This is a genomic window from Crossiella sp. S99.2, from assembly GCF_023094165.1.
In the GTDB taxonomy this organism is placed as follows: Bacteria; Actinomycetota; Actinomycetes; order Mycobacteriales; family Pseudonocardiaceae; genus Crossiella.
This window is the reverse complement of the sequence record NZ_JALMDK010000007.1, coordinates 89,492-115,311: the sequence shown is the minus strand read 5'-3', so window position 1 is coordinate 115,311 and position 25,820 is coordinate 89,492. Positions and strand designations below refer to the sequence as shown.

Annotated in this window: 18 protein-coding genes; 5 read left to right on the top strand and 13 right to left on the bottom strand. The window is 70.1% G+C overall.

Annotated features, from left to right (window positions below):
- Positions 1-24 precede the first annotated feature (24 nt).
- Positions 25-1,050, top strand: a complete 1,026-nt coding sequence (locus tag MZC64_RS27080; RefSeq protein ID WP_247761978.1) for a LacI family DNA-binding transcriptional regulator — start codon at positions 25-27, stop codon at positions 1,048-1,050.
- Positions 1,051-1,257: 207 nt separating this feature from the next.
- Complete coding sequence (locus tag MZC64_RS27075) at positions 1,258-2,196, top strand: glycoside hydrolase family 6 protein (protein WP_247761980.1); 939 nt, start codon at positions 1,258-1,260, stop codon at positions 2,194-2,196.
- 60 nt (positions 2,197-2,256) lie between these two features.
- Here the strand turns inward: MZC64_RS27075 and mgrA are convergent, their stop codons facing one another.
- From mgrA to MZC64_RS27060, 3 genes are all read right to left on the bottom strand, one after another.
- Positions 2,257-3,252 (bottom strand): L-glyceraldehyde 3-phosphate reductase, encoded by a 996-nt coding sequence (mgrA, locus tag MZC64_RS27070; protein ID WP_247761981.1) that lies wholly within the window; start codon positions 3,250-3,252, stop codon positions 2,257-2,259.
- A gap of 84 nt (positions 3,253-3,336) precedes the next feature.
- Positions 3,337-3,876, bottom strand: coding sequence for a pyridoxamine 5'-phosphate oxidase family protein (locus tag MZC64_RS27065; RefSeq protein WP_247761982.1), 540 nt, complete (start codon positions 3,874-3,876; stop codon positions 3,337-3,339).
- A gap of 264 nt (positions 3,877-4,140) precedes the next feature.
- Positions 4,141-4,614, bottom strand: a complete 474-nt coding sequence (locus tag MZC64_RS27060) for a cupin domain-containing protein (RefSeq protein ID WP_247761983.1) — start codon at positions 4,612-4,614, stop codon at positions 4,141-4,143.
- A gap of 150 nt (positions 4,615-4,764) precedes the next feature.
- Between MZC64_RS27060 and MZC64_RS27055 the strand changes: the two genes are divergently transcribed.
- Positions 4,765-5,535, top strand: coding sequence for a GNAT family N-acetyltransferase (locus tag MZC64_RS27055; RefSeq protein ID WP_247761985.1), 771 nt, complete (start codon positions 4,765-4,767; stop codon positions 5,533-5,535).
- Positions 5,532-5,933, top strand: coding sequence for a DUF1992 domain-containing protein (locus tag MZC64_RS27050; RefSeq protein WP_247761986.1), 402 nt, complete (start codon positions 5,532-5,534; stop codon positions 5,931-5,933). Before MZC64_RS27055 ends, MZC64_RS27050 begins: the two co-directional genes overlap by 4 nt.
- Positions 5,934-6,520: 587 nt before the next feature.
- Here the strand turns inward: MZC64_RS27050 and MZC64_RS27045 are convergent.
- From MZC64_RS27045 to MZC64_RS27030, 4 genes are read right to left on the bottom strand one after another with little or no spacing between them, the layout of a single operon-like run.
- A complete protein-coding gene (locus MZC64_RS27045; RefSeq protein ID WP_247761988.1) occupies positions 6,521-7,432 on the bottom strand; it encodes an SDR family NAD(P)-dependent oxidoreductase in 912 nt (303 codons plus the stop codon).
- 12 nt (positions 7,433-7,444) lie between these two features.
- Positions 7,445-7,960 (bottom strand): hypothetical protein, encoded by a 516-nt coding sequence (locus tag MZC64_RS27040; protein WP_247761989.1) that lies wholly within the window; start codon positions 7,958-7,960, stop codon positions 7,445-7,447.
- 58 nt (positions 7,961-8,018) lie between these two features.
- A complete protein-coding gene (locus tag MZC64_RS27035) occupies positions 8,019-9,005 on the bottom strand; it encodes a TauD/TfdA family dioxygenase (RefSeq protein WP_247761991.1) in 987 nt (328 codons plus the stop codon).
- Positions 9,005-16,264 carry a non-ribosomal peptide synthetase gene (locus tag MZC64_RS27030; RefSeq protein ID WP_247761992.1) on the bottom strand — a complete coding sequence of 2,420 codons (7,260 nt, stop codon included), beginning with the start codon at positions 16,262-16,264 and terminating at the stop codon, positions 9,005-9,007. Before MZC64_RS27030 ends, MZC64_RS27035 begins: the two co-directional genes overlap by 1 nt.
- Positions 16,265-16,429: 165 nt before the next feature.
- Between MZC64_RS27030 and MZC64_RS27025 the strand changes: the two genes are divergently transcribed.
- Positions 16,430-17,668: an MFS transporter gene (locus MZC64_RS27025; RefSeq protein WP_247761994.1), complete on the top strand. Its 1,239-nt coding sequence runs from the start codon at positions 16,430-16,432 to the stop codon at positions 17,666-17,668.
- A 56-nt stretch (positions 17,669-17,724) separates the two neighbouring features.
- Here the strand turns inward: MZC64_RS27025 and MZC64_RS27020 are convergent, their stop codons facing one another.
- The 6 genes from MZC64_RS27020 to MZC64_RS26995 are packed head-to-tail and all read right to left on the bottom strand — an operon-like array spanning position 17,725 to position 25,819.
- Positions 17,725-19,965 carry a lantibiotic dehydratase gene (locus tag MZC64_RS27020; RefSeq protein ID WP_247761996.1) on the bottom strand — a complete coding sequence of 747 codons (2,241 nt, stop codon included), beginning with the start codon at positions 19,963-19,965 and terminating at the stop codon, positions 17,725-17,727.
- A 5-nt stretch (positions 19,966-19,970) separates the two neighbouring features.
- Positions 19,971-20,219 carry a phosphopantetheine-binding protein gene (locus MZC64_RS27015; RefSeq protein WP_247761997.1) on the bottom strand — a complete coding sequence of 83 codons (249 nt, stop codon included), beginning with the start codon at positions 20,217-20,219 and terminating at the stop codon, positions 19,971-19,973.
- A complete protein-coding gene (locus MZC64_RS27010; protein ID WP_247761999.1) occupies positions 20,216-21,121 on the bottom strand; it encodes a threonine/serine dehydratase in 906 nt (301 codons plus the stop codon). The genes MZC64_RS27015 and MZC64_RS27010 overlap by 4 nt, the downstream gene beginning before the upstream one ends.
- Positions 21,118-22,578 (bottom strand): amino acid adenylation domain-containing protein, encoded by a 1,461-nt coding sequence (locus tag MZC64_RS27005; RefSeq protein ID WP_247762000.1) that lies wholly within the window; start codon positions 22,576-22,578, stop codon positions 21,118-21,120. Before MZC64_RS27005 ends, MZC64_RS27010 begins: the two co-directional genes overlap by 4 nt.
- The gene (locus MZC64_RS27000; RefSeq protein ID WP_247762002.1) at positions 22,575-24,878 is read right to left on the bottom strand and encodes a lantibiotic dehydratase; all 2,304 of its coding nucleotides are present in this window, start codon (positions 24,876-24,878) and stop codon (positions 22,575-22,577) included. Before MZC64_RS27000 ends, MZC64_RS27005 begins: the two co-directional genes overlap by 4 nt.
- Positions 24,879-24,898: 20 nt before the next feature.
- The gene (locus MZC64_RS26995; protein ID WP_247762003.1) at positions 24,899-25,819 is read right to left on the bottom strand and encodes an ornithine carbamoyltransferase; all 921 of its coding nucleotides are present in this window, start codon (positions 25,817-25,819) and stop codon (positions 24,899-24,901) included.
- Between the last annotated feature and the right edge of the window lies 1 nt (position 25,820).

Here is a 25,820-nt window from a genome sequence, read left to right as displayed (position 1 = left end):
CCTGGGCCGGATAGGGTGGTGGGTGTGATCCGAGATGAGGCACGGCCGACGCTGGAGGATGTCGCCGCGCACGCGGGCGTCTCCCGGTCCACCGCGTCCAGGGCGCTCAACGAGGAGAGCTACGTCAGCGCCCGGTCCAGGGAGAAGGTGCTCGACTCCGCCCGCGAGCTGGGCTACTCGCCCAACCAGGCGGCCCGCTCGCTGGTCACCCGCCGCACCAACGCGGTCGCCCTGGTGCTCTCCGAGCCGGAGACCAAGTTCCTGGAGGACCCCTACTTCGCCGAGATCGTCCGCGGCGCCTTCCGCCAGTTGTCCGCGCTGGGCAGTCAGATGCTGATGATGCTGGTGGACAGCGAGGAGGACATCCCTGGCACGGTGCGCTTCCTGGACGGCGGACACGTGGACGGCGCGCTGATCTTCGCCTCACACCAGGCCGACCAGCTGCCCGCCGCACTGCGTCCGCTGCGGCTGCCGATGGTCTACGGCGGTGGCAGGCCGGGCGGGGCCATCCGCGGCCTGCACCTGGTGGACTTCGACAACACCGGCGGCGCGAAGCTCGCGGTGGAGCACCTGCGGTCGTTGGGGCGCAAGCGGATCGGCACTGTGACCGGCCCGCAGGACCAGCGCTCGGCGGTGGACCGGCGTACCGGCTGGCAGCAGACCCTCGGCCTGTCCGACCGGGCCGCGGCCCGGCTGGCCGAGGAGGGCGACTTCACCACCGAGGGCGGCGAGCAGGCCATGCGCCGGCTGCTGGCCAGGGTGCCGAACCTGGACGCGGTCTTCGTGGGCAACGACCCCATGGCCGCCGGCGCCCTGCGCGCGCTGCAGACCGCGGGCCGGCGAGTGCCCGAGGATGTGGCGCTGGTCGGCTTCGACGACCACCCCGGCCTGGCCGAGGCGACCAACCCGCCGCTGACCACCGTGCATCAGGACCCGCGGGAGCAGGTCCGGCAGATGGTGGCCACCCTGCAGCAGCTCATCGACGGCGACACCCCGCCACCGCGCCGCCGGGTGCTGCCGGTCCGCCTGGTCCGCCGCGCCTCGGCCTGACCGGTCCGGCGATCGGCCGTGCCGTCAACGGTTGATTTTCGCGCATCTACCGACCGGTCGGTAGATGCGCGTGCACGGTGCCACCCGCCCAACTGTAAAGACCGCACTTCCCAGCAGGGCAGCACATCCGTAGACTCCGACGCATTCTGGGAGCGCTCCCAGAAACCGCCGCCTGTGTCCCTGTCACGTCGGCAACTCGGAGTTCAGATGAGCAGATGGTCAGTGTTGCCCGTGCTCAGCACGGTGCTCGCCACCCTCGCCCTGCTGGGCCCACCGGCCCAGGCCGCACCCTCGGGCTTCTACGTCGATCCGGCCACCAACGCGGCCAAATGGGTGGCCGCCAACCCCGGTGACGGCCGCATGCCGGTGATCCGCGACCGGATCGCCGCGGTGCCCCAGGCCCGCTGGTTCACCAGCACCAACACCGCTACCGTGCGCGGCCAGGTGGACGAACTGGTCGGCGCGGCGGCCAGGGCCGGGAAGGTGCCGATCCTGGTGGTCTACAACGTCCCGAACCGGGACTGCGGCGGCCCCAGCGGCGGCGGCGCCTCCAGTCACAGCGCCTACCGCCAGTGGGTGGACCAGGTCGCCGCGGGCCTGGCCGGCCGACCGGCCAGCATCGTGCTGGAACCGGATGTGCTGGCGCTGATGTCCAACTGCCAGAACGAGGCCCAGCAGGCGGAAACCCGGGCGTCCATGGCGTACGCGGGCAAGAAGCTCAAGTCCGGTTCGGCCGCGGCCAGGGTGTACTTCGACGCCGCGCACTCCAACTGGCACAGTGCCGCGGAGATGGCTGCCCGGCTCACCCAGTCGGACGTGCTCAACAGTGCCGACGGCATCTCGCTCAACGTGTCCAACTACCGGCACACCAGCGCGGAAACCGCCTACGCCAAGGACATCCTGTCCCGGCTGGGCAGTCCCCGGCTGCGCGCGGTGATCGACACCAGCCGCAACGGCAACGGCCCGCTCGGCAGTGATTGGTGCGATCCGGCAGGTCGCGCCGTAGGCACGCCGAGCACCACCAACACCGGCGACCCGCTGATCGCGGCCTACCTGTGGGTGAAACTGCCCGGCGAGTCCGACGGCTGCATCGGCCCCGCGGGCCAGTTCGTGCCGCAACGCGCCTACGAACTGGCCACCGGCTGACCCCGCCTGGGGCAGGCGCCCAGCCTGCCCCAGGCTGTGGCCTGCCCCAAACGGCCTACGTCAGTTCCCGCCGAGCAACCGCTCAATCTCGGCCAGTTCCCCCTCCGCGAAGTCCAGCTTGCCGGTGGCCGCGACGTTGTCGGTGAGCTGCTTGACACTGCTCGCGCCGATCAACGCCGAGGTGACCCGCTCCCCACGCAACACCCAGGCCAGCGCGAGCTGGGCGAGGGTCTGGCCACGCTGCCGGGCGACCTCGTTGAGCCCACGGGTCAGCGTGAGCTGCTGCTCGGTGATCCGCTCGGCGTTGAGGAACGGGCTGGCCCCCGCGGCCCGCGAGTCAGCCGGAATCCCATCCAGGTAGCGATCGGTCAGCAACCCCTGCGCCAACGGCGAGAACGCGATCGAGCCGGCGCCCACCTCGTCCAGCACATCCTGCAGCCCGTCCTCGATCCACCGGTTCACCATCGAGTAAGAAGGCTGGTGGATCAGCAACGGCGTGCCCAGCTCCGCCAACACCCCCGCCGCCTCCCGGGTCTGCTCCGGCGAGTAGTTGGACACCCCCGCATAAAGCGCTTTCCCCTGACGCACCAGGGAATCCAGCGCTCCCATGGTCTCCTCGATGGGCGTGTCCGGGTCCGGCCGGTGGTGGTAGAAGACATCCACGTAGTCCAGCCCAAGCCGCCGCAAACTGGCGTCCAAAGAGGACACCAGGTACTTGCGCGACCCCCACTCCCCGTACGGCCCCGGGTGCATCAGGTACCCGGCCTTGGTCGAGACGATCAGCTCATCCCGGTACGGCCGCAGATCCGCGGCGAACAACCGCCCGAAGTTCTCCTCCGCGGCACCCGGCGGCGGCCCGTAGTTGTTGGCCAGGTCGAAATGCGTGACCCCCAGATCGAAGGCGGCCCGCACGATGTCGCGCTGGGTCTCCAGATCCTTGGCCTGCCCGAAGTTGTGCCACAGCCCCAAGGAGATCGCGGGCAACTTCAGGCCACTGCGACCGCACCGGCGATAGGGCATGGCGTCGTAACGCGCGTCAGCGGCGAGGTAGGTCATCGTGCTCCTTGCTACCAGGTGTGCAGATGTCAACCTCGGCTGGCCCCGGAGTGACAGCCTGAGGTGGACCCGCGCGAGCTCTCTTCAGACTGACGGTAGTTGGTCGAGCAGCCCGACGGGGTCGGTGCTGTAGGCGACCATCCAGCTGGGGTCGATGCGATACCAGACGTTCTCTTCCCAGAACGGGTCATCGCTGTCGCCGTCGTAGTGGTTGACGAGGTAGTCGCGGATTGCCGGCCAAGTCGGGTCGCTGCTCGTCCCCTCGGGGTTCAGCGGAACGGCGTGTCCGTGCGTGAAGATGCCGAGCTGCTCGCCGCGCATGAAGGTCGCGCTGATGCCGGGCCGCGCCGCGAGATGACGGGCTTTAGCGGCCTGGCGGTGGGTGCCGACGATCCAGCGGCCGTGCAGGAAGTGCCCGTCGACGCCGCTGATGCGTGGCTCACCGCGCCGGGTGACTGTGGCGATGGCCAGGGTGCACATGCCGTGGCAGACTCGGACGACCTGCTCGGCGTCCAAGGTGCTTTCACCTGGCCGGATGATCGATTTGAGGTGGCTGCTGGAGCCGGCCAAAGACGTGTCGAGCAGGACTTGGAGGCTGTGGAGCTCGTCGGGAGTCTCGAACATTCGGCTAGCTAATCAGCTCCCACCGACAGTGTCGGCTCAGTGCGCAGCCGCCGACCGGGCGTGGGCGAGTCGGTAGGTGGGGCCAACTCGAACCGTCACAACCTCCCGGCGAGCCAACCCCGGTGGAGCCAGATCAGACCGTCACGGTGGGGCCAAAGCAGGCTGACATCCTCACAGGTGGGCGCATCGGGGAGATCGTAACCACCCGGGGTCTCAGACCGGCGCCAACGGAAGCCCGGCCCCGCGACCACCCTGTCCAAGACGCTAAACCAGGTACTGGTCATGCCGTGCGTAGAACTCCGCCCACTGGTCATCGCTGAGCACCCGCCCACTCCCCCGGATCTCCACGAGTTCGCGAAAGAACTCCTCCCGCGGCGCCCCCGGCGCGAACAACACAAGCATGGAAGCAGGCTCCCCGGAGTTGTTCGCGAACCCATGCACCCCACCCTCCGGCACATAGAGAAAGTCCCCTGCCCCAGCGTCAATATGCCGCTCCCCATTGAAAAAGGTCACCACCCCGGAGAGCACGTAGAACGACTCGGAAAAAGTCCGATGAAAATGCGCCCCCGCCCCACCCCCAGTACCGTCCATGTCCCACCGAAACAACCCGTATCGCCCCTCGGTCAGGGAACCGGGCGCGGTGAAGAACGTGCGACCGGTGGGGCGCTGGAGGAACTCCACGTCGCTGCTGGGGCGGTAGATCGCGTTCTGCTCGCCGAGGTCGCCAAGGTAGGACACCAGCGGATAGTAAGTCGCCCACCACCACGGCGCGCGCGATCCAACCAAACTCCGCCCCCATGCCGAACCTCCAGCCCCACACCGGGCCACCGTCCCCACAGCGCACACGACTCAGTCCGGCTCCGCACCGAGTTCCGGCAGACTGAAAAGGTGCCAACGATCCGCCCCGCCACCCCCGCCGATCTCGCCCGCCTACCCGAGATCGACAACTCCTTCACCACAGACGCGATCATCGAAGTCACCACCACCCCCCAAGGCTTCGAGCTGAAAGAACGCCCCCTCCCCACCCCCATCCACAAGACCTACCCAGTCGACGAAGACCCCGCCGACGCCCCCACCCAGGTCTACGTCGCCACCGAAGGCGACACCCTGTGCGGCTTCATCGCCCTCACCCACGAAACCTGGAACCACCGCCTGTCCATCACGGCCATCGAGCTGTCCCCCACCCACCGCGGCCAAGGCCTCGGCCGGGCCCTGATGGAACAAGGCGCCACCTACGGCAAATCCCAGGGCGCCCGCACTTACTGGCTGGAAGTCACCAACCTCAACGCCCCAGCCATCCGCGCCTACCAGCACTGGGGCTTCACCTTCTGTGGCCTCGACACCACCCTGTACACCGGCACCAGCACCCCCACCGAAACCGCCCTCTTCATGAGCCGTTCCCTGGAACCCGCGCCCGCAGCCACATCGACATCCGCCTCGGCATCCGCGCCCCAGGGTGCGACCGCGCCCACGACCGCTCCCGGGCCGGTGGCCGCACCCACACCCGCGCCCTCAGCCGCGCCCGCGCCCGCACTCGATCCCGCGCCCACACCCACAGCGGATCTCCCAGCCGCACCCGATCCCCATCCCCATCCCGCGCCCGCCCCCGATCTCGCGCCCACAGCCGCTCCTACGCCCAAGCCCGAGGACCGGCCATGACCGAGCGGAAACCGGCCGGAGCCGGCTGGGAGACCTGGGTCGAACGCCAGATCCGCGAATCGATGGAACGCGGCGAGTTCGACAACCTCGCAGGCGCGGGCAAACCCCTACCCGATGCCAACCAGCCTTACGAGGAGATGTGGTGGCTCAACCGGAAGCTGGCCGAGGAACAACTCACCAACCTGCCGCCAAGTCTGATCTTGCGCCGCGATGCGGAGACGGCCTACGACGCGGCACTGGCGGCGCCCACTGAGGCCCAGGCTCGGGCGATCATCGAAGCGATCAATGTCCGGATCGCGGCGGCCATCCGCAACCCGCCGCCTGGGCCCGGAGTGAACCTGGTGCCGTTCAGCGTGCGGAAGGTGTTGAAGGCTCGGCGGTCGCATCAGGCGGGCTGAGCTGCCAGCCGACCTGGCGTCAGACGGGCTGGGGCCGGATGTCCAGGCGCAGGCGCCCTGCACAGGTCACGCCGGTGCGTTCTCATCCCGTGCCCGGGGCAGCTCTCGCTCGCGGAGCGTGCTTCCGTTCTCCGGCCTTTGGCGTTTCTCTGGGCCTTGGCGCTTCTCCGGGCCTTGGGTGTTCCCGTTCTTCCGGTGGCCGGTTGGGCGAGTCGTGTCGGAGCCCGGGTGCTTCCGTTCTTGGGCCTCTGCCGGGGTGGGCCGCGCTGGGTCCTGTGGGCTGGGTTGGGGACCTGGGGGTGTCCTGCGCCGCCCTCCGCTTTGTACTGCGGTAACGAAATGACCATGGGGCTGAGTTCCCTGGAGCGTTCACTATTACGGGGATTCCAGGTTCACTCTTGCTAGCGATCGATGGAGCGGGGATTCGTTACTCGTTGCGACTTGTGGAGCCCGAGGTTCAGTTGCGAGCCGGGGTGGGGGCGGTTCGCGAGGGTTCTGGGGACGCGGGGCGCGGTGGGTGGATTGGTCGTGAGTTGAACATAGCGGGGAAGTTGGCGGCGTGGGGGTGGCTGTCCACAGGGTGCCGGTCAGGGGGTTTGGGGGGTGGGGTAGGTGGCGTTGGTGAGGGCTTCCGAGTGGGTCCAGAGGGTGGTGGTGGCGATGGGGGTCAGGCCTCGGCCGCGGAGGGGTTCTTGGGTTACCTGGTTTTTGTGGAGGGTTTTGCCTGGGGAGAGCATCTGGCCGGCGGGGGCTTCGGGGGCCGTTGCGGCGTAGTTGATGGGGAGGGCTGCTTGGGTTACCGGGCGGCCGAGTAAGCCGGCGATGCTGCCGGTGATGCGGCTGACAATCGGGCCGGGGGCGCTGCTGAGCATGGGGGTTCGGGCGATGCCGGGGTGGGTGAGCATGCTTTTGACTGGGGAGTTTGTGGCGCGGAGGCGACGATCCAACTCAGTGGCGAATAGGACGTTGGCGAGTTTGGAGTTCGCGTAGGCGCGGCCTGAGCTGTAGCCGCGGGTGAGGTGGAGGTTGTCGAAGTCGAAGTGGCCGAGTTTGTACAGGAAGGACGCCACCGTCACCACGCGTGGGTCGTTACCGTTGGCCAGGTTGGGCAGCAGCAGGGCGGTCAGCAGGAAGTGGCCCAGGTGGTTGGTGGCCAGGTGGAGTTCGTGGCCCTGGGCGGAGACCGCGTGCGGTTGGTTGCCGATGCCGGCGTTGTTGACCAGGACGTCTACCTGGTCGCCGCGGGATTCCAGGTCTGTGGCGAAGGATCTGACCGAGTCCAGGTCGGAGGTGTCGAGTTTGTGGATGGCCAGGTTGGCGCTGGGGAACTGGGGGCGCAGGGCTTCCGCTTTGGCGGGGTTGCGGACGGCCATGATGACTCGGGCGCCGCGGGCGGACAGGGCTTGCGCGACAGCCAGGCCCAGGCCGCTGGTGGCGCCGGTGATCACTGCCGTGCGGCCGGTCTGGTCGGGCATGGTGGCGAGGGTCCAGGTCCGCACAGCTACCTCCTGCTAACCGGATTTGCTATCCGCCTGCACCGTAGCATAAGCGGATGAGCCATCCGTTAGTAGGACTCCGGCGACCGTGATCTCCAGGGCCTCGCGCAGGGCACGGATGGCGGGGGCGGCTTGACGGTCGGGACACAGCACTGCCAGGCGGTTGCCGGTGGCGGACATGAAGTCCAGGGTGACGCCGATTCTGGTCAGGGCCTCGCAGAAGATCGGGTGGATGGCGGGGTCCGAGCGCAGGCCGGAGCCGGTGACCGCCACCTCGGCGATGTCGCTGTCCAGGGTGAGGTGGGTGAAGCCGAGGTGCGGCCGGGCCGCTTGGAGGGCCGCGGCGACGCGGGCGCCTGCGGTTCTGGGGATTATCGCGGCCCAACCGTCCGGTCGGTAGGTAATGGCGTAGGTGGGGACCTGCTGGTTCGCGATCGCGCGGAGCAACGGGGCCAGCAGGACCTGGCCGGTGACGGTGATCTTGGCGTGGGTGTGCGAACTGTGGATGCGGTGCAGGACTGCCTGTTCCATGGCCCCTCCGATGGGCCAGGCGTGGGCTCCGCCGCCGAAGCCCACGCCTGGGGTCCGCTCAGCCGTACAGCACCTGGCCGTCGCCGATCCGGTGCACCCGGGACCGCCGCAGGTCCTGGGTGGCGAAACTCCGTTGCAGCCAGCGGTCCTGGCCGTCGTAGCGCGGGGTGAACCCGGTGCGGCCGTGCACGGTCACTCGATTGTCCACAATGGCCAGATCGCCGGGCACCAGATAGTGGGTCAACGCGTTGGCGGCGAACAGGTTCTGCAGTTCGGCCATGGCGGTGCGGGCGGGCTCGGTGAGCGGGGTGGTGGCGGCGAAGTCGACCAGGACGTCCGGGTCGTCGGGGGCGCCGGCGAGCACCGCGTGCGGTTCGGTCTCGCCAGCGGGCAGGCCGAAGGACGGGGGTGGGGCGGTGACGAATTCCCGGCGGAACAGCACTTCCCGGCTCTGGTCGCTCAACAGGTCGTGCACCTGGCGGATGGACGCGGTGCGCAGGCCGGCCTCCCGGTCGTGGTCGGCACGCAGGCACAGCAGCAGCACGTAGTCCGGCCGGTTGTCGTGGAAGGCGTTCTCGTTGTGGAAGGACAGCAGCACCGAGCCCTCGTTGCCCTGGAAATCCTCGCTGCCGGGCACCGGCACCACGTTGTGCACCAGCGCGCCGGACTTCTCCGGGCGGAACGCGATCACGTCGCCGAGCAGGTGGGTGACCATCATCAGCGTGGCGGCCGGGATGGTGGCCGCGCGTTGCACGGATCCGCTCTGCGTAGGGGTTTCCGGCACCAGAGACTCGTCCACCGGGAGGCCGCGGATCACCAGCGCGCCGCTGGGGCCGGAGTCCCGCCGGTAGCCGGACAGGGCGCGGCGCAGGGAGATCGGCAGCTCGTGCGCGCGCTCCGCGGCCGCGCGCACCCAGCCGCGGTCGTCAACGCGTCCATCCTCGGTAGACAGTAAGGCGCTCGCGACCTCCTCGACGGCGAGTGCGTTGGCGCGGTTGAGGGTCAGTACGCCCGCGGGCGCGTCGACCTCGAGGACCATCGACATCAGTTCACATCCTTCTGCGCGTCTTCGGGGGTTGCCATCAGGCGGGTCAGCACCCGCGCCACCTCGGCGACCTGCGGCGCCCGCAGAACGCCGAGGTGGTTGCCGCCGACCCGGTGCACGTCCAGCCCGCCGGTGGCCAGTTCGGCCCAGCGCTGGGTGTAGTCGACGAAGTTCACGCCGACCGCGACCTCGTGTTCACCGGCGGCCAGCTCGTCCCCGGCGATCAGGTGCAGTGGCCCGGGATAGGGCTCGTGCCGGTAGTCCAGGCGGGTTTGCAGCAGCTCGCGCCACACCCGCACCCTGGCCGGCCAGAACTCATCGCCCGGCACCGGCGGGTCGATCCGGCCGTCGTCGACGATCAGTTCCAGCACCGCCACGGCCTGTTCCTGGAGACCGGGCACCTCCTCGGCGGGGGCGGTGGCCAGTTCGGCCAACAGGTGTTCGGCGCGGCGGAAGCGGGCCATGAACTCGTGCATGTTGGCGCGTTCGTAGCTGTCCAGCGCGGGGTCGAGCAGCATGAAGGTGACCTGCTCGCCCTCGGCGCGCAGCCTGCGGGCCATCTCGGTGGTGATCTGGCTGCCGCCGCACCAACCGAGCAGTCGGTAGGGACCACTGGGTTGCAGGCGGCGGAGCTGGGCGAGGTTCAGTTCGGCGATGTGGTGCACGCTCTCCGGCGCCGGGCAGCGGCGGCTCAGGCCGGGCCACTCGAAGGCGGCGACCGGCTGGTCCGGGTCGAGGTGTTCGGCAAGCTGGGCGAACCAGTGCGCACTGCCGGGATGCACGCAGAACAGGGGCGCTCTGGTACCGCCGCGGCGCAGCCACACCACCGCGTCCAGACTGTCCACTTCGGACTGTTCAGCGCTGCCGTCGCCGAGCACGCGGGCGAGTTCGGCGACGGTGCGATGCTCGTAGAAGTCCCGGAAGGACAGTCGGATGCCGTGTTCCTCGCGGAGTTTCACGATGATCCGCATGACGCTGAGCGAGTGGCCGCCGAGTTCGGTGAAGCTGTCGTGCACGCCGATCCGGCCCCGTTTCAGCGCCCCGGCCCAGGCGCGGGTCAGGATGTTCTCCAGCGCGGTGCGCGGCGCCTGGAACCGGGCACTGCTCCTGGCCACTTCGGGTTGCGGGAGCCGGGCGGTGTCGACCTTGCCGTTGCTGGTCAGCGGCAGCTCGTCGAGTTCGAGGAAGGCTTGGGGCACCAGGTAATCGGGCAGGATCTCGGCCAGTTTCGCTGGCAGGGCGGGGAGATCCAGGGTGGTGTCCTCGGCGGGGACCAGGTAGGCGATGAGTTCCTTGTCGCCGGCGGACGCGATGTGCACGCGCACGATGACGTCCTGCAGCGGGATCTGGCGGTGCAGGGCGGCCTCGATCTCGCCGAGTTCGATCCGGTAGCCGCGGATCTTGACCTGGTGGTCGACCCGGCCGGCGAACTCCAGCACGCCGTCGGCGCGGTAGCGGGCCAGGTCGCCGGTGCGGTACAGCCGCGCACCCGGTTGTGCGGCAAAGGGATCCGGGATGAACCGGGCGGCGGTCAGCTCAGGTCGTTCGACGTAGCCGCGGGCGAGCTGGGCGCCGCCGATGTACAGCTCCCCCGCCACGCCGACCGGCACCAGCTCCAGGTTGGCGTCCAGCACCCGCATCACCGTGTTGGCGATGGGCTTGCCGATGGGCAGCACCCCGGGTTCCAGGCCGTTGGCCGGGGCCTCCAACCAGGAGCAGCCGACGGTGGTCTCGGTAGGGCCGTACTCGTTGTCCACCACCGTGTCCGGGGCGTGTTGTGCCCAGGTGGACACCATGTCCCGCACCAGTTCCTCGCCGCCGGCGATGATCCGGCCGGTGGCCCGGCGGGCCGCTGCCGGGGTGAGCGACTGGTTGAGCACGGCCAGGTGTGAGGGGGTCAGTTTGAGCAGGCCGAACTCGCCTTCCTCCAGCGCGGCCACCAGGGCGTCGATGCCCGGGGTGCCGTCGTCGGCGGTGATCGTGACCGGTTGGCCGGTGAGCAGCGCGGGGAAGATCGAGGTGACCGGCAGGTCGAAGGCGACCGAGGAGTACAGCGGGGATCCCTTGCCGCGCAACGGGGTGTACGCGCCGAGGCACCACAGCACGTAGTTGACCAGGTTGCGGTGTTCGATCATGACGCCCTTGGGCGTGCCGGTCGAGCCGGAGGTGTAGATGATGTAGGCCAGCGAGTCCGGAGTGGATGTGCGACCGAGGTCCGCTGTGGACTGGTGGTCGAGGTCGCTCTGGTCGAGGAGGACGAGTTCCTTGCCGGGCACCAGATGTGCGGTGGCGGATTCGGCGAGCACGACTTCGGCGTGGGTCTCGGCGAGCAGGTCGGTGAGGCGCTGGGCCGGGTGGGTGGGGTCGAGCGGCAGGTAGGCGGCGCCCGCCTTGAGCACACCCAGCAGGGCGGCGACCAGGTCCGGGCCGCGGCGGAGCAGGATGCCGACCCTGGATTCCTGGCCGACACCGAGGGAGCGCAGGTGATGTGCGATCCGGTTGGCGCGGGCGTTGAGCGCGGAATAGTCCACAGTGGACCCGTCTGCACAGTGCAGGGCGGTCGCGTCCGGGGTCCGGCTGACCTGCTGCTCGAACAGCTCGTGCAGGCACAGCTCCGGATACTCGGCCACCTCGCCGTGAGCGAAGGACAGCAGCCGCGCGGTTTCCACCTCGTCCAAGCCGTTGTCGCTGGCGTTGCCGCCCGGGTCGGCGGCCATGAGTTCCAGGATTCGCCGGTACAGCCGGGCCAGGCGTTCGCCGTTGGCGCGGCTGATCCGCTCCGGCCGGGCGGCCAGGAACAGCGCGCCGGGGAAGGTCCAGACATCCAGGGCGAACTCGTTGGGGCTGACGTCGACCACCCCGGCGGACTCGATCCGGCGCGCGTCCAGCACGTGGAAGTCCAGGTAGGTGAACGCGGTTTCCACCAGCGAGGCGCCGCCGCCCCAGGCGCGCTGCATCTCCGGCAGCGGGAACCGGCGGTGCGGCCAGACCGCGACCTCCTCGGCGAAGACCTGGCGCACCAGGTCAAGCCAGGTCGAGCCGGTCAGTTCGACGCCGACCGGGACGGTGTTGAGGTGCATGCCGCGCACGGTCTCGCCGCCGCTGGTCTCCAGCCGCCCGTTGCACACCAGGCCGGTGTGAAACCGGGTGGAACCACTGAGCACGCTGAGTGCCTTGAGGTGCGCGGTGAACAGCACGCTCTTGAGCGAGACGCCCGCGACCACGGCGAGGGCGCGCAGGCCGGGTTCGAGGTCGGCGATCGGGACGCCGATCTTGTACGCGGTCTCGCCGCTGCCGGGTTCGGCCGCCCAGCCCTCGGGCAGTTCGACCCGGTCGAGCCGGCCGAGCCTGTCCTGCCAGAACTCGCGGTCGGTGTTCTCCTTGAGGGAGCGCTGTTCCAGGGCGATGTAGTCGGCGAACCGGACACTGTGGACGGTCGGCTCGGCAGGTTCGCGGCCCGCGCGCAGGGCGCGGTAGTCGGCCATCAGCTCGGTGATCAGCGAGTGGTGGCTCCAGCCGTCCAGGATGGCGTGGCACTCGATGAAGGAGAACGTCCAGCGGTCCGTGGCGGTCTGGTGGGCGTGGAAGCGCAGCATCGGCGCGGTGCCGACGTCGAACGGCGTGGCGCGGGTGGTGCTGATGAAGCGCTGGATCTCGGCGTCCGGATCGGCGCTGTCCCGCAGGTCGTGGTAGCCGACCTCGATCGCGCCCGTCGGGTGCACGAGCTGGAGCGGTTGGCTGAATCCGTTGAGGTCGAAGGAGGTGCGCAGGATCTCGTGCCGTTGTCCCAGCAGGGCCGCGGCCTGACGCAGTGCGGTCAGGTCGAACGGGCCGTCGTCGTTGATCGGCAGCAGGGTGATGTTGTGGTACGGGTTTTCCTCGCTGTCGGCGATCATCTGGTAGACCATGGCGGCCTGCACCATGGACATCGGGTAGGCGTCCACCAGCCCGGCGGGCAACGCGGCCCGGTCCGCCGGGTCGAGCAGGGCGAAGGCGTCGACCCGGCGCTCCTCGGCGTTGTCCACTGTGGACTGGTCGCGGGTCTCGCTGAACCGGGCGAGTTCCTCGACGGTCTGGTGCAGCAGCAGGTTCTGCACGGACAGGTCGATGCCGCGCGGGCGCAGCGCGCCGACCACCCGGATGGCGCGGATGGAGTCGCCGCCCAGGGTGAAGAAGTTGTCCCGCACGCCGACCGTGGGCACGCCGAGCACCTCGGCCCAGGTCTCGGCGATGATCTGTTCGACCGGGTTGCGCGGGGCGAGCTGATCGGCGGTGTGCTGGGCGCGGTGGGCGTCCGGATCGGGCAGCGCGGCGTGGTCGATCTTGCCGTTCACGGTGAGCGGGAAGGACTCCAGAGGCACGAACAGGGCGGGCACCATGTAGGCGGGCAGGGTCCGGCCGAGGTGTTCGCGCAGGTCGGTGATCTCGGCAGGCGCGCCGGTGAAGTAGGCGACCAGGCGGGACTGGTGGGCCAGCACGACGGCCTTGTCCACGGCCGGGTGGGCGGTGAGGGCGGCTTCGATCTCGCCGGGCTCGATGCGATGACCGCGGATCTTGACCTGGTTGTCGGCGCGGCCGAGGAACTCCAGGTCAGCGACCGAAGACCTGCTCGCAGGGTCGAGCGTGGGCACAGCCCGGTAGCGGGCCAGGTCGCCGGTGCGGTACATGCGGGCGCCGGGGGTGGTGGCGTAGGGGTCGGGGCCGAAGCGGTCGGCGGTGAGGGCGGGGCGGCCGAGATAGCCGCGGGCCAGGCCGGGGCCGGAGACGTAGACCTGGCCGGGCACGCCGATCGGGACCGGGTTCAGTTCCGCGTCCAGCACGTACAGCCGGAGGTCGCGCAGCGCGCCGCCGACCGGGCTGCGCTGGTCCCCGTGCAGGTCGCCGCTACCGACCGGACGGTAGGTGACGTGCACGGTGGTCTCGGTGATCCCGTACATGTTGACCAGTTCGGGCCGCTGGTCGCCGAAGCGGTCGAGCCAGGGCGCGAGTTCGGTGATGTCCAGGGCCTCGCCGCCGAAGACCACGGTGCGCAGGGACAGCGCGTCGGCGGACAGGTCGGTCTGGGTGACCGCCTCGATCAGGCCGCGGAAGGCGGAGGGGGTCTGGTTGAGCACGGTGACCCGTTCGCTGACCAGCAGGTCGAGGAAGTCCCGCGGGGACCGGGAGATCTCGTACGGCACGACCACCGCGGTGCCGCCGTGCAGCAGGGCGCCCCAGAGTTCCCAGACGGAGAAGTCGAAGGCGTAGGAGTGGAACAGGGTCCAGACGTCGGTGGGGCCGAAGCCGAAGTCGGGTTCGCAGGCCCGCAGCAGGCGCAGCACGTTGGCGTGGGTGACCTGCACGCCCTTGGGTTTGCCGGTGGAGCCGGAGGTGTAGATGACGTAGGCCAGGTTGTCCGGCGCGGCCAGGGGTTCGGGGTTGATGTCCGGGCGGCCGGGCTGGTCGACCGGGAGGCTGTCGACGCCGGGCAGCGGGGTGCCGGTGATCGTGAGGGCGACCTCGGCGTCGTCCAGCAGGTAAGCCAACCGATCGGTAGGGGCGGCCGGGTCCAGGGGCAGGTAGCCCGCGCCGGACTTGAGCACGCCGAGCAGGGCGATGACCAGGTCCAGGCCGCGGTCCAGACAGACGCCGACCAGGTGGTCGGGACCGGCGCCACGGGCACGCAGCTCGTGCGCGAGGCGGTTGGCGCGGGTGTTCAGCTCGGCGTAGGTGAGGCTGGCGCCGCGGTGCCGGACCGCGATCGCCTCGGGGGCGCGCCGGACCTGGGCCTGGAATACCTCGGCCAGGGATTCCGCCGCCGGGAAGTGGCGGCCGGTGCCGCCCCACGGGCCGAGCAGCTGCTCGCGTTCGGGTTGGGTGAGCAGTTGCAGGGTTCCCACCCGACCGGTCGGTAGGGCGACGATGCTGGTCAGCAGCTGGGTGAAGTGGCCGATCAGCCGCTGGATGGTGGCGGCGTCGAACAGCGCGGTGGCGTATTCGAGCTGGCCGGTCAGGGAGCCGTCGGGGTGGGTGGCCAGGGCCAGGCCGAGGTCGAACTTGGCCGCGTTCCACTCGACCGGCTCCTGCTCGGCGCGCAGGCCGCTCAGTTCGGTGGCCTGCTGGCTGGTGAGCTGGAAGACGACCTGGAACAGCGGGTTCCGGGACGGATCGCGTTCAGGAGCCAGTGCGTCGACGATGCGCTCGAACGGGGTGTGCTGGTGCGCGTAGGCGTCCAGGGCGGTCTCGCGAACCCGGCTGAGCAGGTCGAGGAAGCTCGGGTCGCCGGAGAGGTCGGTGCGCAGCACCACGGTGTTGACGAACAGCCCGAGCAGGTTCTGCGTCTCGGCGCGGTCGCGACCGGCGACCGGGCTGCCCACCACCACGTCGTGCTGACCGGCGTAGCGGCCGAGCAGCAGCTGGAAGGCGGCCAGCAGCACCATGAACGGCGTCGCGCCCTGCTGCCTGCCCAGGGCGAGCAGCGGTTCGGCCAGGGTCGCGGGCACGGTGAAGTTCTCGCTGGCTCCGCGCGGGTCCCGGATCGGGCCTCTCGACCGGTCGGTAGGCAGCGCCAGCGGGGTGAGGCCGTCCAGGGTCTTGCGCCAGTGCGCGAGCTGCTCGGCGAGCTTCGGACCGGCGAGCTGATCACGTTGCCAGGCGGCGTAATCGGCGTACTGCACCGGGACCGGCGGCAGCGGCGAGGGCATGCCGGCGGCGAAGGTGGCGTAGAGACTGTCCAGTTCGGCCAGCAGCACCGACTCGGACCAGCCGTCGGCGGCGATGTGGTGGGTGGTGATCAGCAGGATCTGGTCCTCGGCGGTGAGCCGGATGAACAGGGCCCGGATCGGGTGCTCGGCGGCCAGATCCATCGGGCGCTGTCCGTCGGCGTCGATCAGCTTGGCGATCCGGGCGGCCGAATTGGCGCCGCGCAGGTCGGCCTCGCGCCAGCTGATCGGCGCGGGCGGGTCGATCACCTGGACCGGCTCACCGTCCACTGTGGAGTACCGGGTGCGCAGGATCTCATGCCGGGCCACGATCTCGTCCAGGGCTGCGCGCAACGCGGGCACGTCGATGGGCCCGCGCAACCGCAGGCGCAGTGGCATCAGGTACTCGGTGCCGCCGGGCTGGATCTGGTCCAGCACCCACAGCCGCCGCTGGGCGAACGACAGCGGCAGCGCGCCATCCCTGGCGACCGGGGTGATCCCGGCGTCCGGTGCGGCGGGGCTGAGACCGCGCAGTCTGCGCTGCAACAGTTCCGCGCGGGAGATTGAGCTGGTGCTCATCCGTTCGCCTTCCTGCTCCGGGTCGGCCGATCAGTGGACAGCCTGCCGAGCGGAGGCGGTGGTAGAGCAGAGTCAGCGTGGTACCTCTGTCGGCAACCGGGACTGCCTGCGTGGTTGCCGGTCCTTCTCTGTGTCCTGCTCTGGACGCCGAGAACCATCGGGCGTATGAGCGAAGAGGTGCCGCCGCTGCGGCGTAACCGGGACTTCCTGCTGTTGTGGTCGGGTTCGGCGGTGTCCAGCCTCGGCGCGAACGCCTCCAGCGTGGCCTATCCGCTGCTGGTGCTGGCGCTGACCGGTTCACCGGTGGACGCCGGGCTGAGCGGGTTCATCGCGCTGCTGCCGCAACTGGTGTTCCAGGTGCCGGCCGGCGCGCTGGTGGACCGGTGGAACCGCAAGCGGGTGATGATCTGGTGCGACATCCTGCGCGCGCTGGCCATCGGCACCCTGGCGGTGGCGCTGGTGAGCGATTCGCTGACGTTGCCGCACATCCTGGCGGTCGGGTTCGTCGAGGGGGTGCTGACCGTGACGTTCAAGATCGCGGCGGCGGCCGCGGTGCCGAACGTGGTGCACCCGAGTCATCTGACCTTCGCCTTGTCCCGCAACGAGGCCAGGGAGCGGGGTGCGGCGATGCTGGGTCAGCCGCTGGGCGGGGCGTTGTTCGGGCTGGGCCGGGCGGTGCCGTTCCTGTTCGACGCGGTGACCTACCTGGTGTCCCTGGTCTCGTTGTTGTTGATCCGCACCGATTTCCAGGCCGAGCGCAAGCCGCGGCGGCTGGAGCTGGGCGCCGGGATCGCCTGGTTGTGGCGGCAGCCGTTCCTGCGGATGACCACGTTCCTGGTGGCGGGCAGCAACTTCCTGTTCCGCGCGCTGTTCCTGGTGGTGATCGTGATGGCCGCGGACTACGGCGCCTCGCCGACCCTGGTGGGTGTGATGTTCGGACTGGCCGCGGTGGGCGGGGTGCTGGGTTCGCTGGCCGCGCCCGCGCTGGAGCGCAGGCTGTCGATGAAGGTGGTGGTGATCGCGGCGAACTGGGCCTGGGGCCTGCTGGTGCCGATGGTGTTGCTGGTGCCCAATCCCTATGTGCTGGGCGCGGTGTACGCGTTGATGTGCTTTGTCGGTCCGGTGTGGAATGTGGCGATCTCGGCGTATCAGCTCGCGGTGACGCCGGATCACATCCAGGGTCGGGTGCTGGGGGCGGCGGGGATGATCGCGTTCGGCGCGGTGCCGTTGGGCTCGTTGCTGGGCGGGTTCGCGCTGGAGTGGATCGGGGCGCGGGCGACGGTGTGGGCGCTGGCGGTGTGGATGATCGGGCTGGCGATCGTGGCCACGGTGAGTCCGGCGGTGCGTAACGCGCCCAGTCTGGATTCGGCGCGGCCGGTGGCGGAGCCGGTCGCGGTCCGCTGAACACAGCGTCGAGCCCCCGCCCCGAGTTTCCGGGGCGGGGGCTTTTTGTGTTGTGCTCAGCGGGGATCGGCCACCGCGACGAAGCGGAGTTCGGCGGTGTGCGGTTCGCGGTTGTGGTCGGGCAGCCAGGCCTGGTCCGGAGTGGGCAGCATCTCGGTGATGGTGAGCTGGGCGGCCGGGTCCTTGCGGGCGAGGCGGCGGATGGCTTTGGCCAGGATGTTGAGGTAGACGGGGCTGTCGAAGTCGACGTAGAACGGGCGGGGTTCGGCCGGGGAGGTGACGAAGACGAAGCGGGGCAGGGTGTTCGTCTCGCGCCATTGGCGGAGGCGAACGAAACGGCGGGGTTCGGACTTCTCCTCGGCGGCGGTGACCTCGGCGGCCGGGAAGCGCCAGGTCTCGCGGGTGACGACCAGGTTGTCGACGGTGATCCGCGGGGTGTGCGGGGCTTCCGGGAGCAGGCGGAACAGGTCCATGGCCAGGGTGGTCAGGACGTGGCCGAAGACGTCGATCACCGGGAACCGGGTGCCGTCGGGCAGCACCGCCTGGAGGGTGTCCTGCCGTTCGACCTGGATGTCCGCGCTGGCGTGGATGTGGGGGCGGGCCGGGTCGGCGGTCTGGTCGACCAGGGCGACGTAGTGGTCCTCGGGGCGGATCAGGGTGTGCCGGATCCTGGCGGAGAGGCGGGAGCGGTGTTCCTTGGGCAGCAAGGGAAGCAGGCGGGGCTCAGGATGGTCCCTGGTGGTGCTGGCCAGCAGTTCGGACTGGTCCGGGTGCTGGTTGACGAACAGGGAGGCGCCCAGGGTGTTGGTGGCCACGTGCAGTTCGCCGAGTACCAGGTGGTCCTCGGTGAGCAGGATGTCGGGGCTGAGATAGCGGGCCGCGGTCCAGCCGGGGGCCCGGTTGCCGAAGGCCACCGACACCCGGTGCTCAATGTCCTTTGTGGACCGCTTGACCCGGCTGCCACTGCCCGGGTTGAGGATGATGCCCCAGCGGCGCTGGAACTCCTGCTGCAACTCGGTCGCGTCCTCGGCGGCGGCGCCGTGCAGGATGGGCATGCAGGCGAACCAGAAGTCGGCCAGGTTGACCGGGCCGTTGGCGGCCAGACGGTCGAAGACCTCCTCGGCGCGGTGCAGGACCCGGTCGGCGAGGTTGGCGGTCAGCCAGGTGGCGCTGGTCAGGAACAGGGACAGTGGGGCCAGCGCGTCCAGCACCCGGTGGCCAGCGGTGGCGGTGGCGCTGCGCCGGCAGTCGGCGTAGACCAGTGCCCGGCATGGCGCGGTGCTCGCCGACTTCTCGCGGACCGCGGCGGTGTCGGTGAGGGCGACGAAGTCCTGTTCCAGCTTGGTGAGCGCGGCGGCCAGGGTGTCCGCGTCGGTGGCGGCGGCGACCTCGGCGCGGCCGCGTTCCAGGGTGTCCAGGGCGGCTTCGGCCTTGGCACGCTGGGGTTCGTCCTCGACGGTGGCCAGCCAGGTGCGCAGCCAGCGTTCCGGGTGCGCGTCGGCCGGGATCTCCAGGCGCCACACCAGCCAGCGGCGGGCGACCAGGTCGGCCAGTAGTGCCGACACATCCAGGTCGGGGTTGGACCGGGTCAGGTGGTGGGCCGAACGGGTGCCGTCGCATTGCGTCAGCAGGCGATGCTGCTCCGGGGTGATCGGCTGCGGTGGTCGGCTGGGGATGGTGACCGCGTCCTGTCCGATGTGGACGAACGGTACGCGGCGAGGTGCGATCCACTGGCGCAGTGCGGGTTCCAGGGTGCGGGCGAGGGTGTCGATGGCCCAGCTGGCGAAGTAGACGTTGGTTTCCGCGATCAGCGACTCGCCGGGGTCGACGGTGACACCGGTCTGGGTCAGGTCCCAGCGACCCCAACCGACCGGGCCGAAAAAGCCGATGGTGTCGTTCTTGACGCAGAACCGTTGCCAGTAATGGGCGATGAGTTCCTCGCGCTGGCGGGGCATGCTGGTGCGGCCGGCCGCGGTGGGTGTCCAGTCCAGGAAGGGTTTGATGCCGGTGGTCAGCACCGGGCGGTTCTGCCAGGCGACCGCGGCCCGGAAGTCGGGCCGGGCCGCGATGTCCTGGAGATCCCTGGCGGTCTGCACCGCGGCTTCCTGGTAGGTCTCCTCGAACCCTTGCCAGTCCACACCGGAGAGTCGATCGTCCCGGTCGAACTTGTCTGCGGCCTGGGCCAGGCCGGCGGGCGCGAGCCGGAGCACCCCGCCGGCGGGGAAACCCGGGCCGCGCAACGCGAACTGGTCCCACAGTCGCCAGTTCTGGTCCAGGCGCACCTCGTCCGCACCCATTGGGCTCACCCCTGTGCCGGTTCGAGTTCCAGCACGCCGGCCAGGTCGATCGGCGAGGGGTAGGCGAAGACCAGCGCCACCGGCACTTCGACGCCGAGGGCCTCCTGAAGGCGAGCGGTGATCTGGAAAGCGGCCAGGGAATCGCCGCCGGCCTCGAAGAAGTCGCTGGCGGTGTCCAGGTGCTCATCGCCCAGTGTCTCGCGGTAGATCGCGGCGATCAGTTCGGGCACGTCCACCTTGAGGTCGTTGGTCATGGCTGTCCTTTCGCTGTGGTGTTTCCGCCGGAGACGATCGCGACGGCGGTGCCGGTCCACCCGGCGCGCAGCGCGCCCGCGAGGGCCACGGCGCCACTGGGTTCGGCGTTGACCCCGTTGCGTCGCAACAGGTCGAGTGCGTGGCGGATGGCCTCGTCGGACACGCCGATCAGGTCGTCCACCCGGTGCTGGATGATCGGGAACGGCACCTCGCCGGGTCGCTGGCCGCGCAGGCCGTCGGCGATGGTGTCCGGTGGCGGCAGTTCGACCGGTTGCCCGGCGGCCAGTGAGCGCGCGTACCGGCGGCAGGCGGCGGGTTCCACGCCGATCACCCGGACCCTGTTTCCCAGCGCGGCCAGGCAGGAACCGGCGAGCAGACCACCGCCGCCAGTGGGGACGAAGATCGTGTCGGTCTCGGGTGCGTCGGCGAGGATCTCCAGGGCGACCGTGCCCGCGCCCGCGACCACCAGGTCGTGGTCGGAGGAGGGCAGCAGGAACGCGCCGGTGTTCGCGGCCAGTTCGCGGGCATGTCGTTCGCGGTCGGCCACTCCCCCGGGCACCGCGACGATGTCCGCGCCGAGTTCCCGGATCCGGACGGCCTTGACCGGACTGGCTCCCGCGGCCATCACGACCGTGACGGTGACGCCGAGCCGGGCACCCAGGGTGGCCACCGCGATGCCGTGGTTGCCGGAGGAACCGGCCACGACGGCGGTGACCCCGGTGCCCAGCAAGGCGTTGGCCGCGCCGCGGAGTTTGAAGGAGCCGCTGCGCTGGCGGTGCTCGGCCTTGAGTCGCAGGCCGGGCAGGCAGGGCAGCAATGGGGTGTGCCGGATCTGGGCGGCGATCCGGTCCGCGGCGGCCGAGACGTCGGCGTGGCCGAGTTGCAGGGCGGGCGTGGTCATCGGGCCAGGGCCTTGCGGTCGGTCTTGCCGGTGCTGGTGGTGGGCAGCTGGTCGATGCGGGCGAACCGGCGCGGCATCAGGTGCGGTGGCAGGGTTTTCCCGAGGTGCGTGCGCAGGTCTGCGTCGGTGGTGGTCGTGAGGTCGCCAGTGATGTGGGCGATCAGGTGGACGCGGCCGCGGTCGTCGGTGGCGGCGGTGATGACCGCGCCGGTGACCGCGGGGTGGGTCAGCAGGGCGGCTTCGACCTCGGCCGGGTCGACCCGGTAGCCGCGGATCTTGATCTGCCGGTCCACCCGGCCCAGATACTCCAGGATGCCGTCCTCGGTGCGGCGGGCCAGATCGCCGGTGCGATACCTGCGGGAGCCGGGCTCGCCGAAGGGGTCCGGGCGGAAGCGGTCCGCGGTGAGACCGGGCCGGTCCGCGTACCCACGTGCGACGCTCAGACCGCCGAGGTGGATCTCGCCGATGGTGTTGGGCGGCACCGGATTTCCTTGATCGTCCAGGAGATGCGCGGTGACGCCGTCGACCGGCAGACCGATGTGGTCGGCGCTGAGGTCAGGGACGACCGGGACGCGGTGGCGGGTGGAGGTCATGGTGCACTCGGTCGGGCCGTACTGGTTGACCAGGCTGCCCGCGATCAGGTCCCGGCCACCGGCAGCGAGGAAGGGGCGCAGGGACTCACCGCTGGACACCACGAGCCGCAAGCGGTGCAGATCCGCGGCGATGTCCTTGTACTGGGCCAGGAAGGTGAGGAAGGACGGAGTCACGCTGAGCACGGTGTTGACCTCGTACTGGCGGATCACCGCGGCGAACTCGTTGGCGCGCAACAGGGATTCCCGTGGCGCGAGCACCAGTCGCCTGCCCGCGAGCAGTGGGGCGAAGATGTCCCGGATGGACGCGTCGTAGCCCAGCGGGGCCAGTTGCACGGCGGTGGTGTGCGGGCCGAGGTCGTAGTCCCGGGCCAGGAATCGCAGGTAGGAGTCCAGGCCGCGGCGTTCGATCAGCACCGCGTTGGGGGTTCCGGTGGATCCGGAGGTGTGGCTGACGTAGGCCAGCGACCGGGGTGACACCGGGGGCAGGGGTGCGATGGCTGGGGTGAGCCGGTCCAGCAGGGTGGTGCGGCCGGGGAAGGACAGCGTGACCTGGCTGGTGGTGAGCAGGTGCGCAGTTTGTCCACTGTGGAGCATGGCGGCCAGGCGCTGGGGTGGCTGGTCGATGTCCAGGGTCAGGAACGCGCCGCCGGCGTGCAGCACGGCGGCCATCGCGACCACCGCGTCCACACCTCTGGGCACGGCGATGGCGCAGACCTGTTCCGGGCGCAGTCCTTCGACCACAAGGCATTGGGCCAGTCGGACGATCCGGTTGCGCAGTTCGCCGTAGGACACGGTGCGGTCCGGGGTGATGATCGCGGGGGTGTGTGGCGGGTTGGCCAGCAACTCGTCCACGAAACCGGTCATGACGCACCGCCGGTCTGGTCCACCGCGACGAAGCGGAGTTCGGAGGTGTAGCGCTGCCCCTGGTCGTCGGTGAGCCAGGCCTGTTCCGGGTTGGGCAGCATCTCGCTGACCGTGATCCGGCCGTCCGGGTCGGTGCGGGCGAGGCGGCGGGCGGCCTTGGCCAGGATGTTGACGTAGACCGGGCTGTCGAAGTCGACGTAGAACGGCCGGGGTTCGGTGGGCGAGGTGACGAAGACGTACCGGGGCAGGTCCAGTTCCTCCCGCCACTGCCGGGCCTTGACGAACCGGCGAGCTTCGTTCTTCTCCGCGGTGAACTCCAGGCTCGCGGCGGTGAACCGCCAGGTCTCCCTGGCGATGATCATGCGGTCCACGGTGATCCGCGGCGAGTGCTCGGCGTTGGTGCGCAGCGAGAAGCGGTCCATGACCCGGTTGGTGAGCGCGTTGCCGAAGACATCCAAGAGTGGGAACTCGGCGCCGTCGGGCAGGATCGCGAGCAGCCGGTCGTCCCGGTCGAGCACCTCGACGTCGGCGCTGTTGAGGGCGCGCGGGTTGTGCGGGTCGGCGGTGTAGTCGACCATCCCGGCGAAGTAGTCCTCGGGACGCACCAGGGCCGGGCGGCTGCGGGTGGACCAGCGCGGCGGCTGTTCCTTGGGCAGCATGGGCATCAGCCGCGGACCGGGGAAGTCCATTGTGGTCTCGGCGAGCAGCTCGTTGATGTCCGGGTGCTGCATGGCGAACAGGGAGGCGCCGACGGTGTTCATCGCCACATGCAGTTCGCCGAGCACCAGCTCGAACTCGCCGCGGGCCACCGCGTCAGCGTCCTCGGCCAGGATCAGCACGTCCGGACTCACGTATCGGGCAATATTCCAGGCGTCGCCGGGTTCGCCGAACGCCGCCTCCACCTGGTCTTTCAGGTCCACTGAGGACAGTCGGACCCGGCGGGCGCCCTCAGGCGCGTTGATGATCCGGGTCCAGCGTTCACGCAGTTCGGCCTGGATGCGGTCGATCTCGGCGGTGGAGTCGGGGTGCGGCACCGGCAGGCATTCGAACCAGAGCGCGCCCAGGTCGACCCGGCCGTGCTTGGCGAGCAGCTTCTCGTAGGCAGCGCGGATGCGGGTGGTCATCGACTCGGCGAACCGGTTGGTGAGCCAGCGGGCCGCGGTCAGGCACAGGGCCAGTGGGGTGAGTTCGGCCAGCACGGCCGAGCCCAGGGTGGCGGTGGCCGAGCGGCGGCAGTCGGCGTAGACCAGTGAGCGGCAGGGGGCGGTGCGGCTGTTCTTGGCCCGGACCGCGGCGGACTCGGTGAGCGCGGCGAAGTCCTGTTCCAGCGCGGCCATCGCCGCCGCCAGCGCGTCCGCGTCACCATAGGCGTGGTGGATGCGTTGTTTGGCCTGCTCCAGCACGGCGAGTTTGGCCAGGGCGCGATCGCGGACCGCCGGGTCACCGACTCGCTCCATTGTGGACCGCAGGTGCTGCTCGGGATGGGCGGTGGTCGGGACTTCCAGCCGCCACACCGCGCAGCGCCGCTTGACCAGGTCCTCGATCCCGGCCAGCACCTCCTCCTCGCTCCGGCCGAGCTGGGTGGCCAGGTCGACCGGGGAGCGGGTGCCGTCGCAGCTTGCAAGGAGTTCACGCTGGTCCGGGCTGATCGGCTGGGGTGGGCGGCCGGGCAGGTGCACGGAGTCGGCGTTGATCCGGACGAAGGACACCCGGCGGGGTGGGGTCCAGCGGCGCAGGGCGGGGTCCTCGCCGAGCACGCGGGCGAGGGTGTCGATGGCCCAGCTGGAGAAGTACACAGTGGACTCGGCGATCAGCCCCTGCCCCGGGTCGACCGTCACGCCTTCCTGGTCCAGGTCCCAGCGGCCCCAGCCGACCGGGCCGAAGAAGCCGATGGTGTCGTTCTTCACGCAGAACCGCTGCCAGTAGTGGGCCACCAGCTCCTCGCGCTGGCGGGGCATGCTGCTGCGGCCGGCGGCGGTGGGGGTCCAGTCCAGGAAGGGCTTGATGCCGGTGCCGAGCACGGTGCGGTTCTGCCAGGCCACCGCGGCGCGGAAGTCGGGCCGGGCTGCGATGTCCTGGAGGGCCAGTGCGGTCCGCACCGCGGCCGTACCGAACTCCTCCTCGAAGGCAGTCCAGTCCACACCGGACAGTGGGGTGCCCCGGTCGAACTTGTCCGCGGCCGCGGCCAGGCCGTCCGGGGCCAGCCGCAGCACTCCGGCCGCGGGGAAACCGGGCCCACGCAGGGAGAACTGGGACCACAGCCGCCAGCCGCCGGTGGGGAGGAAGACGTTGTCGGACATCGCGACGGACACCTTTCGGATCAGGCCGTGCACCATTCCAGGACTGCGCGTGCACTGTGGTACTTGTTCTCCGCCTGCGTGAACGCGATGCTGGCCGGGCCGTCGAGCACCTCGGCGGTGACCTCTTCGCCGCGGTGCGCGGGCAGGTCGTGCATGAACACCGCGCCGGGACAGGCCGCCAGCAGCGCACTGTCCACCTGGAACGGTGCGAAGATCGCCCGCCAGTTCGGGTCGGGTTTGCTGGTGCCGGTGGTCTGCCAGCGGGTGGTGTAGACGACGTCGACCTCGGGCAGGTCGGCCAGGTCGTGCCGCTGCTCAATCCGGGCGCCGCTGCGTTTGGCGCTGATCTGGCCGCGTTCGACGAAACTCGCCGGGACGCCGTAGCCGGGTGGCGTGCGCAAGTGCAGTTCGGTGCCGGGGAAGCGGGGCAGGGCCAGGGACAGCGCGGTCGCGGTGTTGTTGCCCTCCCCCACATACAGCACGCGCAGCCCGTCGACCCGGCCGAAGTGGCGGGTCAGCGTGGTGAGGTCGGTGAGGGCCTGGGTGGGGTGTTCCTCCGCGGTCATCGCGTTGATCACCGCCATCCGGTGCTGGGCCGCGTAGGCGCGGAGTTCCCGTTCCGGTCCGGCGGTGCGGGCGACCAGGACGTCGAGCATGCCGGCGAGCACCGCGCCGGTGTCCTCGACGGACTCGCCGGTGTTCTCCTGGAGATCGCCGGGACCGTAGGTGATCAGCTGGGCGCCCAGGCGCAGCGCGCCGGCGGAGAAGGCGGTGCGGGTGCGGGTGGAGGTGCGGCGGAACAGCACCGCGACCACCAGGTCCCGCAACGGTTTCGCGCCTTCGAGGTCGCCCGCGGAATACTCGGCGCCGCGCTGGACCAGCCGGCGCAGGTCCTCATCGGACAGATCGTCGATGGAGATCAGGTGTCGTCGGTCGGACATC

Coding starts and splice junctions, on each gene's coding strand:
- MZC64_RS27075 (WP_247761980.1), top strand. CDS start 1,258: ATGAGCAGATGGTCAGTGTTGCCCGTGCTCAGCACGGTGCTCGCCACC.
- mgrA (WP_247761981.1), bottom strand. CDS start 3,252: ATGACCTACCTCGCCGCTGACGCGCGTTACGACGCCATGCCCTATCGC.
- MZC64_RS27065 (WP_247761982.1), bottom strand. CDS start 3,876: ATGTTCGAGACTCCCGACGAGCTCCACAGCCTCCAAGTCCTGCTCGAC.
- MZC64_RS27050 (WP_247761986.1), top strand. CDS start 5,532: ATGACCGAGCGGAAACCGGCCGGAGCCGGCTGGGAGACCTGGGTCGAA.
- MZC64_RS27040 (WP_247761989.1), bottom strand. CDS start 7,960: ATGGAACAGGCAGTCCTGCACCGCATCCACAGTTCGCACACCCACGCC.
- MZC64_RS27035 (WP_247761991.1), bottom strand. CDS start 9,005: ATGTCGATGGTCCTCGAGGTCGACGCGCCCGCGGGCGTACTGACCCTC.
- MZC64_RS27030 (WP_247761992.1), bottom strand. CDS start 16,264: ATGAGCACCAGCTCAATCTCCCGCGCGGAACTGTTGCAGCGCAGACTG.
- MZC64_RS27025 (WP_247761994.1), top strand. CDS start 16,430: ATGAGCGAAGAGGTGCCGCCGCTGCGGCGTAACCGGGACTTCCTGCTG.
- MZC64_RS27020 (WP_247761996.1), bottom strand. CDS start 19,965: ATGGGTGCGGACGAGGTGCGCCTGGACCAGAACTGGCGACTGTGGGAC.
- MZC64_RS27015 (WP_247761997.1), bottom strand. CDS start 20,219: ATGACCAACGACCTCAAGGTGGACGTGCCCGAACTGATCGCCGCGATC.
- MZC64_RS27010 (WP_247761999.1), bottom strand. CDS start 21,121: ATGACCACGCCCGCCCTGCAACTCGGCCACGCCGACGTCTCGGCCGCC.
- MZC64_RS27005 (WP_247762000.1), bottom strand. CDS start 22,578: ATGACCGGTTTCGTGGACGAGTTGCTGGCCAACCCGCCACACACCCCC.
- MZC64_RS27000 (WP_247762002.1), bottom strand. CDS start 24,878: ATGTCCGACAACGTCTTCCTCCCCACCGGCGGCTGGCGGCTGTGGTCC.
- MZC64_RS26995 (WP_247762003.1), bottom strand. CDS start 25,819: ATGTCCGACCGACGACACCTGATCTCCATCGACGATCTGTCCGATGAG.